The sequence below is a fragment of the Aromatoleum evansii genome, assembly GCF_045689615.1.
Lineage (GTDB): Bacteria > Pseudomonadota > Gammaproteobacteria > Burkholderiales > Rhodocyclaceae > Aromatoleum > Aromatoleum evansii.
Window position 1 is genome coordinate 4300982 of the sequence record NZ_CP141259.1, and the last position, 14598, is coordinate 4315579.

Below are 14598 nucleotides of genomic sequence, written 5' to 3' on the forward strand. Positions count from 1 at the left end.
AATCGATAACCCGCCCCCCGGCATAAGCTTATAGCGCCATCGGTGCGCGGCGCGCCTGTCAGCGTCTACCGATCCCGTGATACTCGAGGCCGGCGCGCTTCATCGTCGCGGGCTCGTACATGTTGCGGCCGTCAAACACGACCGGATGACGCAGCAGCTCGCGGATCCGGCCGAAGTCGGGACTGCGGAACTCCTTCCACTCCGTCACGATCACCAGCGCGTCCGCCCCCTCGAGGGCCGCCATCGGACGGTCGACGTAACGCAGCCGCGGCTCGTCGCCAAAGATGCGCCGCGCCTCGCCCATCGCCACCGGATCGTAGGCCGACACCGTTGCACCGCGGCGGAACAGCTCACCAATCACCACCCGGCTCGGCGCATCGCGCATGTCGTCCGTATTGGGCTTGAACGCGAGCCCCCACAAGCCGAAATGCATTCCCGAAAGATCGGATCCGAAGCGTGCCACGATCTTGTCCACCACTCTCAGCTTCTGCGCGTCGTTCGCCTGCTCGACCGAGTTCAGGATCAGCAGGTCCCGTCCATGCTCGCGCCCGGTGCTCACCAGCGCCTTGACGTCCTTGGGGAAACACGAACCGCCATAGCCGCAGCCAGCGTACAGGAAGTGCCAGCCGATGCGCGGATCCGAGCCAATGCCCTGACGCACCAGCTCGATATCGGCCCCCAGCACCTCGGCCAGGTTCGCCAGCTCGTTCATGAAACTGATGCGGGTCGCCAGCATCGCGTTCGCCGCGTACTTGGTCAGTTCTGCGCTGCGCACGTCCATGACCAGCAGCTTCTCGTGGTTGCGCTGGAACGGTCCGTAGAGTTCCCGCATCACCTGGATCGCTCGCTCATCCTCGGCCCCCACGATGATGCGGTCCGGGCGCATGAAATCCTCGACCGCGGCCCCTTCCTTCAGGAACTCCGGGTTCGACACCACGCTGAACGGAAGGCCGGCGCCCCTCGCCCCGAGTTCGGCGGCGATCGCAGCACGCACCTTGTCGCCCGTGCCCACCGGCACCGTCGACTTGTCGACCACCACCCGATAACCGTCCATGTGACGGCCGATGTTGCGCGCCGCCGCCAGCACGTACTGAAGATCCGCCGATCCGTCCTCGTCCGGCGGCGTGCCGACGGCGATGAACTGTATCGCACCGAACCTGGCCGCCATTTCCACATCAGTGGTGAACGAAAGGCGTCCCGCTGCGACGTTTCGTCGCACGATCTCCAGCAGGCCCGGCTCGTGGATCGGGATCCCGCCCTCCTCCAGGATGCGAATCTTTGCCGGATCGACATCCAGGCACAGCACGTCGTTACCCACGTCGGCGAGGCAGGCGCCGCTGACGAGGCCCACATAACCGGTACCGACCACGGTGATCTTCATCAATTACCCCACGGGAAATGGAATGCGGCCCGCATTCCGCGAACCGCCGGAAACCTCGATCAGCGCGCGGCGCTCACGGCGCCAGATCGTACTCTTCAGTGCGCCGCGGCGGGTAGGTTTCCCAACCGCCGCAGGCGGGGCAACGCCACTGGAACTGGCGCGCCTTGAAGCCGCACTCGGCGCAACGGTAGCGCGCCACCCTGCGCGTATGGCCGTGGATGAGCTGCTTCACCAGCTCGATGTCGCCGCGCTGCTCGGAAGGCGCATGCAGCAGCGCCGCCTCCAGGAGCTTGTCGAGACCCAGCAGCGTCGGATTGCGCCGCAACTCCTCGCGCACCAGATCGTACGCGGCGCGCGACCCCTCCTTCTCGAGCTCCCAGTGGAAGACCTCGTCGAGAAGATCCAGCGAGGCATGCCGCTCGAGCCATGAGCGCAACAGCGTCTGCCCCTGCTCGACCCGCCCCAGCTTCGCATGCGCGTCCATCACGCGCTCGGCGACCAGCGCCAGATAGATGGGATCCTGGCTCTCGACGCGCTTCCACACGTCGATCGCCTCCTCGTAACGCCCCTGCGCAGCCAGCAGGTCGCCCTGAACCAGGCTCGCCCTGACGCAGCGCCGGTTGATCGAGAAGGCCTCGTCCAGATACTTCTGCGTTTCCTCGTACTTCGAACTCGCGAGGGCCGACGTCGCAAGTTCGCAGTAGAAGTTCGCCACCTCCTTGCGCCACATCACACTCTCGTGATCGGGCAGGGCCTTGGCCGCTTCCACCGCCTTCGCCCAGTCCTTCTCCTGCTGGTAGATCTCCAGCAGATAACGCATGGCGAGATCGTTGAGGCGGGAATTGCGCAGTTGCGCGAACACGGCTTCCGCACGATCGAGCAGGCCTGCCTTGAGGTAGTCCTGCCCGAGTTCGGCCAAGGCCTGCAGCCGCTGCTCCTCGGACAGGTCCTCACGATCCACCAGATTCTGGTGCATGCGGATGGCACGGTCGGTCTCGCCGCGCCGCCGGAACAGGCTGCCGAGCGCAAAGTGCAGCTCGATCGTCTGCGGATCGATCTTCACTGCCTCGATGAACGCATCGATCGCCTTGTCCTGCTGCTCGTTGAGCAGGAAGTTCAGGCCAGAAAGATAGGAACGCGGCAGCGCGCGCGACTCATGCACGACCTGGCGGATGTCGATGCGCGCGGCCAGCCAGCCCAGCGCGAAAAACAGCGGCAGGGCAAGAAACCACCAAAGTTCAATGTCCATCGGTTCAGAAGGTTTCCGGTGCCTGCATCTCGGACGCGGGCGGAGCGGCGACACCCGGGGCGGCCTGACGGTCCCGCTCGGCGCGCGCGAGCTGGCGGCGCAGGCGGCCGATCTCGCGGCGCTGGCGCAGCAGCGAACCGAAGGTGGCAGTCACCCCCAGCAGGGCACCCGCGATGAAGGTCACCAGGATTACGAAAACGAGCGGCAACTGCCAGGCACTTCCGAAGAAGAACTTGAGGCCGACGAGATGGTCGTTCTTCACTGCGAATCCGAACAGCAGGAAGAACAACAGAAGGCGGAAGAACCACATGAGGATACGCATGGGTTCGAATTATCCCCGAGCAGATGACAAAAAAGAAGGCGGCTCACGCCGCCTTCCCTGTCGATCACGAGGCAAATTTCGGAACTCCACGCTCAACCCGCGATATCCACGCGTTCGCGCAGTTCCTTGCCTGCCTTGAAATGGGGCACGTACTTCTCCGGCACATGCACCTTGTCACCCGATTTCGGGTTACGCCCGACACGCGGCGGGCGGTAATTCAACGCAAAGCTGCCAAACCCGCGGATCTCGATGCGATCCCCGCGCGCGAGCGCATCGGACATCGCATCGATCACCATCTTGACCGCGTAATCGGCATCCTTTGCGACGAGCTGCGGAAAACGCGCCGCGAGCCTCGCAATCAGCTCCGATTTGGTCATGACCGATCAGATTTACTGCTTCTGCTCGTTCAGCTTGGCCTTCAGCAGCGCACCCAGGTTGGTCGTACCGCTGGAGGCGGTATCCGAAGCCAGCTTCTGCATCGCGTCGCTCTGTTCGGCCTGGTCCTTGGCGCGGATCGAGAGATTGATCGAACGGGTCTTGCGATCCACGTTGATGATCATCAGCTCGAGTTCCTGGCCGTCCTTGAGCACCGTGGTCAGATCGTCGACACGATGGGCGGCAGCTTCCGAAGCACGCAGATAACCTTCGACATCCTCGTTCAGCGCGATCACGGCGCCACGGGCATCAACCGACTTCACGGTACCGCGCACGAGGCTGTTCTTCTCGTGGGTGGCGATGAAGTTGGTGAAGGGGTCGCCTTCGAGCTGCTTGACGCCCAGCGAGATGCGCTCGCGCTCGACATCGATCGCCAGCACCACAGCCTCGACCTCGTCACCCTTCTTGAAGCGGCGCACAGCGTCTTCGCCCGTATCGCTCCACGACAGATCCGACAGGTGCACCAGGCCGTCGATGCCGCCGTCCAGGCCGATGAACACGCCGAAGTCGGTGATCGACTTGATCTGGCCGCGCACCTTGTCGCCCTTCTTGTGGTTGATCGCGAAATCGTCCCACGGGTTCGACATGCACTGCTTCATGCCCAGCGAGATGCGGCGACGGTCTTCGTCGATCTCGAGGATCATCACTTCGACTTCGTCGCCCAGCTGGACAACCTTGGTCGGGTGGATGTTCTTGTTGGTCCAGTCCATTTCGGACACGTGCACCAGGCCCTCGATACCCTGCTCGACCTCGACGAACGCGCCGTAGTCGGTGATGTTCGTGACCTTGCCGAACAGGCGGGTGCCCTGCGGGTAGCGGCGAGCGATGCCGACCCACGGATCTTCGCCCAGCTGCTTGAGGCCCAGGGAGACGCGGTTCTTTTCCTGGTCGAACTTGAGCACCTTGGCGTCGATCTCGTCGCCGACATTGAGCACTTCCGACGGATGACGCACACGACGCCAGGCCAGGTCGGTGATGTGCAGCAGGCCGTCGATGCCGCCCAGGTCGACGAACGCACCGTAGTCGGTGATGTTCTTGACGATACCCTTGACGACGGTGCCTTCCTTGAGGTTGGCCAGCAGCTTTTCACGCTCCTCGCCCATCGTCTCCTCGAGCACCGCACGGCGGGACACGACGACGTTGTTGCGCTTGCGGTCGAGCTTGATGACCTTGAATTCGAATTCCTTGCCTTCGTACGGCGTGGTGTCCTTGACCGGACGCATGTCGACCAGCGAGCCCGGCAGGAAGGCGCGGATGCTGTTGGTCATGACGGTCAGACCGCCCTTCACGCGACCCGAGATCAGGCCCTTGACCAGCGTGCCTTCGTTGAGCGCCTTCTCGAGATCGTTCCAGGCGGCGATGCGCTTGGCCTTCTCGCGCGACAGGCGGGTTTCGCCGTAACCGTCTTCCAGGGCGTCGATGGCGACGTGCACGAAGTCACCAACCTGGACTTCGAGCTCACCGCGGTCGTCGCGGAATTCCTCGATGGGAACGTAGCTCTCGGACTTGAGGCCGGCGTTCACGACCACGAAGTTGTGGTCGATGCTGACCACCTCGGCGGTGATCACTTCACCAGGACGCATGTCCTGACGGGCCTCACTCTCGGCGAGCAGCGCGGCGAAATTTTCCATGGAATCGGAAACGGAGGAAACAGAGGTCATAAGGAGTTGAAATCCAAAAGCCGCCCGAAAGCGGCCACCAGCGGTAGATTGATAAGAACGGATCGCCCCGGAACCCGGAGCCGGCGACCCACCTTCAGCGGAAACACCCCGTCAGGAGCGGACCCGGTCAAGCACAAAGCCGACGGCCTGCTCGACGTCCATTTCGGTGGTATCGAGAAGCACCGCATCCGGCAGCTTCTGCAGGGGCGCCACGGGCCGGGCGGCGTCGCGCGCATCCCGATCCTGAAGATCCTTCAGAAGACTTTCCATGTTAGCAGCCATTCCCTTTTCGATCAACTGCTTATAGCGCCGCTCCGCGCGCGCCTGGGCAGTGGCCGTCAGGAAGAACTTGGTACCGGCATCGGGGAAGATCACCGAACCGATATCCCGCCCCTCGGCGACGAGGCCGGGCGCATGACGGTATTCGCGCTGACGGTCGAGCAGGGCCGCACGCACCTCCGCCAACACCGCCACTTTCGAAGCGCCGACCGAGGCTTCCTCGGTCCGGATGGCTTCGGTAACGTCTTCGTCGCCAAGGAACACGCGCCCCTCGGCGAAACGTGCCGGCAGCGAACCGGCCAGCGCCGCGACGTCGGGCTCGTCGTCGAAGGACACTCCCGCCCGCATCGCCGCGAGGGCGACGAGCCGATACAACGATCCGCTGTCGAGGCAGTGGTAGCCCAGCGCTTCGGCCACCCGCGCCGCGACCGTGCCCTTGCCGGACGCCGACGGCCCGTCGATCGCGATGACCGGCACCGGGCGGGTGACTTCGGCGAAGCGCTCGAAGTAGGTCGGAAAGGTCTTGTTCACACACTTCGGATCGTTGATCCGAACGCGGCAGTCCCCCAGCGCCGCGAGCGAGAAGCACATCGCCATGCGGTGGTCGTCATAGGTGTCAATCGCCGCCGGGACGAGCCGCGCAGGCGCCGTCACGCACAGGTAATCGGCCCCCTCCTCGACCGTGGCGCCGACCTTGCGCAGCTCGATCGCCATCGCCGCGATGCGGTCGGTCTCCTTGACCCGCCAGCTCGCGATGTTGCGCAGGCGGCACGGGCCGTCGGCAAAGAGGGCGGCGACCGCCAGGGTCATTGCTGCATCCGGGATGTGGTTGAGATCGAGATCGAAGGCCTTGAGCCGCCCCCCTTCGGGCGCGCGCGCCTCGATCCAGTTGTCGCCCATCTCGATGCGGGCACCGAGTTGCTCGAGCGCCTCCGCGAAACGCACATCCCCCTGGATACTGCTGCGCCCGACCCCTTCAACGCGCAGCGGCCCGCCGCCGATCGCGCCCGCCGCGAGAAAATACGAGGCCGACGAAGCATCGCCTTCGACGAAGACGACGCCGGGACTACGATAGCGGGCGTTGCCCGGCACGGTGAAACGCTGCCAGCCCTCGCGCGCGACGACGACGCCGAAACGCGCCATGAGATCGAGGGTGATGCCGATGTAGGGCTTCGATATGAGCTCTCCGACGACCTCGACCGTCGTCTCGACACCCGTGAGCGGCAGCGCCATCAACAGGGCCGTCAGGAACTGGCTCGAAACGTCGCCGCGCACACGCACCACGCCACCGGGACGGATCGCGGCCGGACGAATGTGGAGCGGCGGAAAGCCTTCATTGCCGACATAGGTGATATCGGCACCGATCTCGCGCAAGCCATCGACCAGATCGCCGATCGGGCGCTCGTGCATGCGCGCCACACCGGACAGCCGGTACTCGCCACCGGACAGCGCCAGTGCCGCCGTCAAGGGCCGGAACGCAGTCCCCGCATTGCCGAGAAAGAGATCGGCGGCCTTCACCGGGAGGGGGCCGCCGACGCCGCGTACGCGATAGTTGTCGCTCTCGCCGTCGCGCGACCATTCGACGCCGAGCGCCTGCAGCGCCTCGAGCATGCGCTCGACGTCATCCGACGCGAGCAGGTCGCGAATGTCGGTTTCGCCCTCGGCCAGCGCCGCCAACAGCAGCGTACGGTTCGAGATGCTCTTGGATCCGGGCAGGCGGACACACCCGCTCGCGCCGAGCAGCGGCGGCAAATCAAGAAATTCCATGGTCACTCCGACCTTGCAGCAGGGTTGGCGGAATTGGCGAACTGCTCGCCCCACACGTTGCGCGCATGGCGCGCTTCGCTGAATAGCTGTTCGAGACGAGCCGCATCTCCCGACAGGAGCAAGGCGCGCATGTAGGCGAGCTCGGCGAGGTACTGGTCCAGCTCGGCGAGCAGCGCCTGGCGATTCGCAATGCAGATGTCGCGCCACATCTCCGGGTGGCTCGCCGCGATACGGGTGAAGTCGCGGAATCCGCCGGCCGCAAAGCTGAACAGCTGCTCGGCGTTGGCCCGCCCCGCAAGATCGTGCACGAGACCGAATGCGAGCAGGTGCGGCAGGTGGCTGACCGCGGCGAACACCCGGTCATGCTCCTGCGGCGGCATCTCGTGGATCACGGCCCCACAGGCCTCCCAGGCCTCGCGGACGCGCAGGATGGCGGACGGCTCGTTTTCCGGCAAGGGCGTGACGACGACCCGCCGGCCGTCGTACAGGCTCGCGAAAGCCGCTTCGACGCCGCTCTTCTCGGCGCCGGCGATGGGATGCCCCGGCACCGTATGCGCGAGATGCCCGCCAAGATGACGATAGGTCGCCTCGATTACGTCACGTTTGGTGCTGCCGGCGTCGGTGACGACCGTGCCCGGCGCCAGATGCGGCGCCATCGCCGCCATGACGGCGTCCATCTGGCCGACCGGCGGGGCGAGCAACACGAAGTCCGCGCCGTCGAGCGCGGACGCCCAGTCGCCACACGCCTCGTCGATCACCCCCAGCTCGACCGCGCGCGCGAGGGACTCCGTGCTACGCCCGATGCCGACGATACGCCGCACCATTCCTGCCCGCCGTAACGCCAGCGCGAAGGACCCGCCGATCAGGCCGACGCCGCACACCACCAGCTTGTCGATAACACCCATGTACGAAACTCCGGGGATCCGCGTCCCTCATCCATCACTTGCCGACGAGGCAGACGCACGCCTCGCCGGACGTCCGGCACGACAGCCTGCCTCGCGCCCGAGGCGACGCGTCAGATCGCGGCCACCGGATAGGAGCCAAGGATCTTGACGAACGCGGCGCGCTCGTTGAGTTCCTGCAACGCCGCAGAGACGTTCGCATCCTCGCGATGGCCATCGATATCGACGTAGAACACGTACTCCCACAGCCCGCCACGCGCGGGGCGCGACTGCAGCTTGGTCATATCGACGCCGTGCCGCGCCAGAGGCTCGAGCAGCGCATGCATCGCCCCGGGACGATTCAGCGACGAGCACACGAGCGAAGTCTTGTCCTCGCCGGACGGGCCCGCATCATGATCGCCGATCACCACGAAACGCGTCGTATTGTTCGGATCATCCTCGATGTTCGCCGCCAGCACGTTGAGCCCGTACAGCTCTGCCGCCGCCTCGCCGGCAATGGCGCACGACTCCGGGTCCTCGGAGGCCATGCGCGCGGCCTCGGCGTTGCTCGCCACCGGCACGCGCGACAGGTGCGCAAGGTTACGGTTGAGCCATTCATGGCACTGCGCGAGCGACTGGGCGTGGGAATACAGGCGCTTTGCCGCCCCGATCCCCTCGGCCTTCGACAACAGGTGCTGATGGATGCGCAGGTTCACCTCGCCGCAGATCTTCAGCGGATTGGCGAGCAACAGGTCCAGCGCCCCACCCACCGCGCCCTCGGTCGAGTTCTCTACGGGAACGACGCCATAGTCGGCATTCCCCGCCTCCACCGCCCGGAACACGTCGTCGATCGCCGCTGTCGGCATCAGCGCCGCGGCGCCGCCAAAATGCTTGCGCGCGGCACTCTCCGAGAACGTGCCGGCCGGCCCCAGGTAGGCCACCTTGGTCGGATGCTCCAGCGCGAGGCAGGCCGACATGATCTCGCGGAAGATCCGCTGCACCGCCTGGTCGGGCAAGGGGCCGGGGTTCGCGGCGGCAAGGCGCCGCAGCACCTGCGCCTCGCGCTCGGGGCGATACAGGTTCCCCTGCTTGATCACGCCGATGCGCTGCGCACTGCGCGCGCGCTCGGCAAGGCGCGCGAGGATCTCCTCGTCGAGCCGGTCGATATTGTTCCTGAGATTCTGCAGTTCGTCGCTCATGCTCGCCTCTTCACCCCGCCCGGGGCAGCTCAAGCCGTTTCAACCATGTTGCGCGGCAAATCCGCGCATGTATTCCACCAGCGCACGCACGCCCTCGACCGGCATCGCGTTGTAGATCGAGGCACGCATGCCGCCGACGGACTTGTGACCCTTCAACTGCGTCAGCCCCGCGGCCTTCGCACCCGCAAGGAACGCATCGTTCAGCGCGTCGTCCGGAAGCAGGAACGGAATGTTCATGCGCGAGCGGCTCCGAACCTCGACCATGTTGCGGTAGAAGCCGCTGCCGTCAATGAAATCGTACAGAAGCGCCGCCTTCTCGACGTTGCGCCGCTCCATCGCAGCCAGTCCCCCCTGGACCTTCAGCCACTGGAACACCAACCCGGCGACGTAGATGCTGTACGTCGGCGGCGTATTCAGCATCGAACCGTTGTCCGCCATGACCTTGTAGTCCATCACGGTCGGCGTCAGCGGGCTTGCGCGCCCCAGCAAGTCCTCGCGCACGATCACGATGACCAGCCCCGAGGGACCGATATTCTTCTGCGCGCCGGCATAGATCAGGCCGTAACGGCTGACGTCGGTCGGCCGCGACAGGATGTGCGAGGACATGTCGCCCACGAGCGGAGCCGCAGACCGAGGCAGGTCGTCATCGCCGACCTCCACACCGTGGATCGTTTCATTGGTGCACAGATGGACGTAGGCGGCGTCCGGATCGAGCGCGAGCTCGTCGGCCCGCAATGCCCGAGTGAAACCACACGATTCCGTGCTACCGACGAGACGCACCTTGCCACCCAGCGCCCCCGCGAGGCGTTGCGCCTCCTTGTGCGCCTTCTGCGACCAGGTCCCCGTCACGAGATAGTCCGCCGAACCGCCGCCCAGCAGATTCATCGGAATCTGCGCAAACTGCTGCGTGGCCCCGCCTTGCAGAAACAGCACGCGGTAGTTACGTGGAATCGCCATCAGCTCGCGCAGGTCGGCTTCGGCCTGCTCGATGATGGACGTAAACTCCTTGCCGCGATGGCTCATTTCCATCACGCCGCAGCCGGCGCCGTGCCAGTCGAGCATCTCCTCGGCGGCCTGGCGCAACACCGGCTCCGGCAAGGCCGCGGGACCGGCACTGAAATTGAACACCCGGGTCATGATCCAGTCACTCCTAGTGCGCGTCTCATTCGGCGGGAACGTCGTCGCCTGCCTCATCCTGAGCATCGGCGGAGTCCGCCTGCTCGCCGAGCGTCGTCTCGTCTGCCTCCGACTCGGCCACCTTCTCGATGCCCGCCAGCGTATCGCTGGCATCGAGGTTGATCAGCGTGACGCCCTGCGTCGCCCGCCCGAGCTCGCGGATATCCTGCACCTTGGTGCGGATCAGCACCCCGCCGGTCGAGATCAGCATCACCTCGTCCGTCTCCTCGACCAGGCAGGCCCCGACCAGACGGCCGTTGCGCTCGGACGTCTGGATCGCGATCATGCCCTTCGTACCGCGACCGTGGCGAGTGTACTCGGCCACCGGCGTGCGCTTGCCGTAGCCATTCTCGGTCGCCGTCAGCACGCACAGATCCTCGCGCTTGGCGACGAGCATCGCGATCACCTGCTGCCCTTCCTCCAGCGTCATGCCGCGCACCCCGCGCGCCTCGCGCCCCATCGGCCGCACGTCGGACTCGGGGAAACGCACTGCCTTGCCGGCATCGGAGAACAGCATCACGTCACTCTCGCCGTCGGTAATCGCAACACCGATCAGGCGATCGCCATCATCCAGACTCGCGGCGATGATGCCCGCCTTGCGCGGATTGGCGAAGGCGGTCAACGCCGTCTTCTTCACCGTACCCTCGGCGGTCGCCATGAACACGAAGTGATTGTCGTCGAAGGTTTGCACCGGCAGGACCGCGTTGATCTTCTCCCCTTCGAGCAGCGGAAAGAGATTCACGATCGGGCGCCCGCGCGAATTGCGCGTGCCTTCCGGCACTTCATATACCTTCAGCCAATACACGCGCCCGCGACTGGAGAAGCACAGGATGTAGTCGTGCGTGTTGGCGACGAAGAGGTGGTCGATGAAATCGTCGTCCTTCATCCCCGTCGCCTGCTTGCCGCGCCCGCCGCGGCGCTGCGCGCGATAATCCGCCAGCGGCTGCCGCTTGAAATAGCCGCCGTGCGACAGCGTGACCACCATGTCCTCGGGAGCGATCAGGTCCTCGATGTTGATCTCGCCGGTGTTGAGCACGACCTCCGAGCGGCGCGGGTCGCCGAACTGGTTGCGGATTGCGCCCAGCTCCTCGACGATGATCGCGGTGATGCGCGCGGGATTCGCGAGGATGTCGAGCAGATCGGTGATGAGATCCATGACCTCGCGGTACTCCGCGACGATCTTGTCCTGCTCCAGACCGGTCAGTCGCTGCAGGCGCAGTTCCAGGATCGCCTGAGCCTGGGCCTCGGAGAGGCGGTAGCCCTGTGCCGACAACCCGAATTCGGCAGCCAGTCCTTCCGGCCGGTAACTGTCGGCCAGCGCGCGCGTCAGCATCTCCTCGACCAGCACGGAACGCCACTGCCGCGCCATCAGCTCACGCTTCGCGTCCGCCGGCGTCGGCGCCGCCTTGATCAGCGCAATGATCTCGTCGACGTTCGACAGCGCGACCGCCAGGCCTTCCAGAATGTGCCCGCGCTCGCGCGCCTTGCGCAGCTCGAACACCGTGCGCCGGGTGATGACCTCGCGCCGGTGCGCGAGGAAACATTCCAGCATTTGCTTCAGGTTCAGCGTGCGCGGCTTGCCATCGACCAGCGCCACCATGTTCATGCCGAAGGTGTCCTGCAACTGCGTCTGCTTGAACAGGTTGTTCAGCACGACTTCGGGCACCTCGTTGCGCTTGAGCTCGATCACGACGCGCATGCCGGACTTGTCCGACTCGTCGCGGATCTCGCTGATCCCCTCGATCTTCTTCTCGTTGACGAGTTCGGCGATCCGCTCCAGCAGCGTGCGCTTGTTAACCTGATACGGCAGCTCGTCGACGATGATCGCCTGCCGGTTGCCCTTTTCCAGATCCTCGAAGTGCGTGCGTGCGCGCATCACCACGCGCCCGCGCCCCGTGCGGTATCCGTCATGCACCCCGGACAGGCCGTAGATCAGGCCCGCGGTGGGGAAGTCCGGCGCCTGCACGACGCGGATCAGATCCTCGATGTCGGTCGCCGGCTCGTTCAGCAACAACAGGCAGGCATCGATCACTTCGCCGAGGTTGTGCGGCGGGATGTTCGTCGCCATGCCGACGGCGATACCCGACGAACCGTTGATCAGCAGATTCGGGATCCTCGCCGGCAGGATCAGAGGCTCCTTCTCCGAGCCGTCGTAGTTCGGCCCGAAGTCCACGGTCTCCTTGTCGATGTCGGCCAACAGCTCGTGGCCGATGCGCGCCATCCGGATTTCCGTGTAACGCATCGCCGCGGCATTGTCGCCATCGACCGAGCCGAAGTTGCCCTGACCGTCGACCAGCATGTAGCGCAGCGAGAAATCCTGTGCCATGCGGACGATCGTGTCATAGACCGCCGAGTCGCCGTGCGGATGGTACTTGCCGATCACGTCGCCGACGATACGGGCCGACTTCTTGTACGGCCTGTTCCAGTCGTTCGACAGCTCGTGCATCGCGTACAGCACGCGTCGATGCACCGGCTTCAGACCATCGCGGGCGTCGGGCAATGCACGCCCGACGATCACGCTCATCGCGTAGTCCAGATAGGAGTGCCGCATCTCGTCTTCGAGACTGATGGGCAGAGTTTCCTTGGCAAACGAAGTCATTTGGCGGCGACGGCAAAAACGGCGAGGTAAAAACGTTAAATCTTAACACGCCGACCGCGGCTCCCGCCCGCGCCGTTCAGGTGCGCAATTGTTCGCCCCCGACCCATGTGCTTAAATCGGAAGCACAGCCGCCCGGCGACCGCCCGCGCGTCGCGAAAACCGCGCCATCCGCGATTCCCGCCCCCGGACCGGCTGGCAGGCGGGCAACACACCGCCCGACCACCACATGGAGACTACACGGTGAGCCAACCCGCCGACCTCGTGATCAATGCACGCTGGGTCATTCCCGTCGAACCCGCAAACCTGACGCTGGAACACCACGCGGTAGTGATCCGCGGCGGAAAGATCATGGATCTTCTCCCGCAGGAGCTCGCCCGCACCCGCTACCGCGCGGACCGCAGCATCAGCCTGTCCGATCACGTTCTCATTCCCGGCCTGGTAAACCTCCACGCACACAGCCCCATGGCGCTGATGCGCGGCATCGCGGACGACCTTCCGCTGATGCGCTGGCTGCAGGAAGCGATCTGGCCCACCGAAGGGAAGCACGTCTCGAACGCCTTCGTGCGCGAAGGCACCTTGCTGGCGATCGCCGAGATGCTGCGCGGCGGCATCACCACCTGCAATGAAATGTACTTCCACCCCGCCGCAGCCGCCGAGGCCTTCGACCTGCTAGGCATGCGCGCCGTGATCGGCCTCACCACGCTCGAATTCCCGACGCCCTACGCCAGCGACGCCGACGACTATCTGCGCAAGGGCCTCGCTGCGAGGGACGCGTGGAAGAACCACCCGCTGATCGGCTTCGCCCTCGCGCCGCATGCGCCCTACACCGTCTCGGACGCCACGTTCGTGCGCATCGCAGCCCTTGCCGCAGAGCTCGACATCCCGATTCACACCCATATCCACGAAACCGCACAGGAAGTCGCGGACTCCATCGCCCAATTCGGCAAGCGCCCGCTGGCGAGGCTGGCCGGACTCGACCTGCTGGGCGAAAATTTCATCGGCGTGCATGCAGTGCATCTCGACGACTCCGACATCGAGTTGCTGCAGCGCCACCACTGCAGCATTGCCCACTGCCCCACCTCGAACATGAAACTCGCGAGCGGCATCGCACCGCTCGCCAGGCTGCAGGCGGCGGACATCCTCACCGGCCTCGGCACCGACGGCGCCGCGAGCAACAACCGCCTGGACCTGTTCCAGGAAATCCGCCACGCCAGCCTTCTCGCCAAGGTATCGACGCTCGACGCCACCACCCTGCCCGCGCATGCCGCGCTGCGCATGGCCACCCTGAACGGTGCCCGAGCCCTTGGCCTCGGCGACCGCATCGGCTCCATCGAAGCGGGGAAGGCAGCCGATCTCTGCGCGATCGCCCTCGACACCTTCGAGACCCGCCCGTGCTTCAACCCGGCGTCCCACCTCGTGCACGTGGCGGGCCGCGAACATGTCTCGCACGTATGGGTTGCGGGCGAGATCCGCGTGGATAAAGGGAATGCAGTGTTGCAATTAAACGACACGGAATTGCTTGGCTTTGCCGCGCTGTGGCAAACTAGACTTAGTAACTGAACTGGATATGTGCTGCGAGTTGCTGTCGCGAGAATCAACGCATCAGCCTTGGCAGGCTTAATTGTTACCCTATTCATCCTCTTGCCAAT

General features: G+C 65.1%; 11 protein-coding genes. 1 reads left to right on the top strand and 10 read right to left on the bottom strand.

All coding sequences use genetic code 11. The features are described 5' to 3' along the window. Nucleotides 1-58: 58 nt before the first annotated feature. From U5817_RS20190 to gyrA, 10 genes are all read right to left on the bottom strand, one after another. Nucleotides 59-1381 carry a UDP-glucose dehydrogenase family protein gene (locus U5817_RS20190; protein ID WP_407278569.1) on the bottom strand — a complete coding sequence of 441 codons (1323 nt, stop codon included), beginning with the start codon at nucleotides 1379-1381 and terminating at the stop codon, nucleotides 59-61. A gap of 73 nt (nucleotides 1382-1454) precedes the next feature. Further along, on the bottom strand, nucleotides 1455-2630 hold the full coding sequence (gene lapB / locus U5817_RS20195) for a lipopolysaccharide assembly protein LapB (protein WP_169125918.1): 1176 nt from the start codon (nucleotides 2628-2630) through the stop codon (nucleotides 1455-1457). Nucleotides 2631-2634: 4 nt separating this feature from the next. Beyond that, nucleotides 2635-2952, bottom strand: coding sequence for a lipopolysaccharide assembly LapA domain-containing protein (locus U5817_RS20200; RefSeq protein WP_169125919.1), 318 nt, complete (start codon nucleotides 2950-2952; stop codon nucleotides 2635-2637). 92 nt (nucleotides 2953-3044) lie between these two features. Beyond that, nucleotides 3045-3329 (bottom strand): integration host factor subunit beta, encoded by a 285-nt coding sequence (locus U5817_RS20205; protein WP_015437141.1) that lies wholly within the window; start codon nucleotides 3327-3329, stop codon nucleotides 3045-3047. Between the two features lie 12 nt (nucleotides 3330-3341). Then, entirely contained in the window at nucleotides 3342-5018 is a 1677-nt protein-coding gene (gene rpsA / locus U5817_RS20210; RefSeq protein ID WP_169125920.1) for a 30S ribosomal protein S1, read from the bottom strand. Nucleotides 5019-5159: 141 nt separating this feature from the next. After that, entirely contained in the window at nucleotides 5160-7094 is a 1935-nt protein-coding gene (locus U5817_RS20215; protein WP_407278570.1) for a bifunctional 3-phosphoshikimate 1-carboxyvinyltransferase/cytidylate kinase, read from the bottom strand. Nucleotides 7095-7096: 2 nt separating this feature from the next. Beyond that, nucleotides 7097-7999 carry a prephenate dehydrogenase gene (locus U5817_RS20220; protein ID WP_407278571.1) on the bottom strand — a complete coding sequence of 301 codons (903 nt, stop codon included), beginning with the start codon at nucleotides 7997-7999 and terminating at the stop codon, nucleotides 7097-7099. Nucleotides 8000-8109: 110 nt separating this feature from the next. After that, the gene (gene pheA, locus U5817_RS20225) at nucleotides 8110-9174 is read right to left on the bottom strand and encodes a prephenate dehydratase (RefSeq protein WP_169125923.1); all 1065 of its coding nucleotides are present in this window, start codon (nucleotides 9172-9174) and stop codon (nucleotides 8110-8112) included. A gap of 39 nt (nucleotides 9175-9213) precedes the next feature. Continuing rightward, entirely contained in the window at nucleotides 9214-10311 is a 1098-nt protein-coding gene (serC, locus tag U5817_RS20230) for a 3-phosphoserine/phosphohydroxythreonine transaminase (RefSeq protein ID WP_169125924.1), read from the bottom strand. A 25-nt stretch (nucleotides 10312-10336) separates the two neighbouring features. Continuing rightward, nucleotides 10337-12949, bottom strand: coding sequence for a DNA gyrase subunit A (gene gyrA / locus U5817_RS20235; RefSeq protein ID WP_407278572.1), 2613 nt, complete (start codon nucleotides 12947-12949; stop codon nucleotides 10337-10339). Between the two features lie 240 nt (nucleotides 12950-13189). Here gyrA and U5817_RS20240 point away from each other — a divergent pair, with 240 nt between their 5' ends. Beyond that, the gene (locus tag U5817_RS20240; RefSeq protein WP_407278573.1) at nucleotides 13190-14509 is read left to right on the top strand and encodes a TRZ/ATZ family hydrolase; all 1320 of its coding nucleotides are present in this window, start codon (nucleotides 13190-13192) and stop codon (nucleotides 14507-14509) included. The last annotated feature ends 89 nt before the right edge of the window (nucleotides 14510-14598 follow it).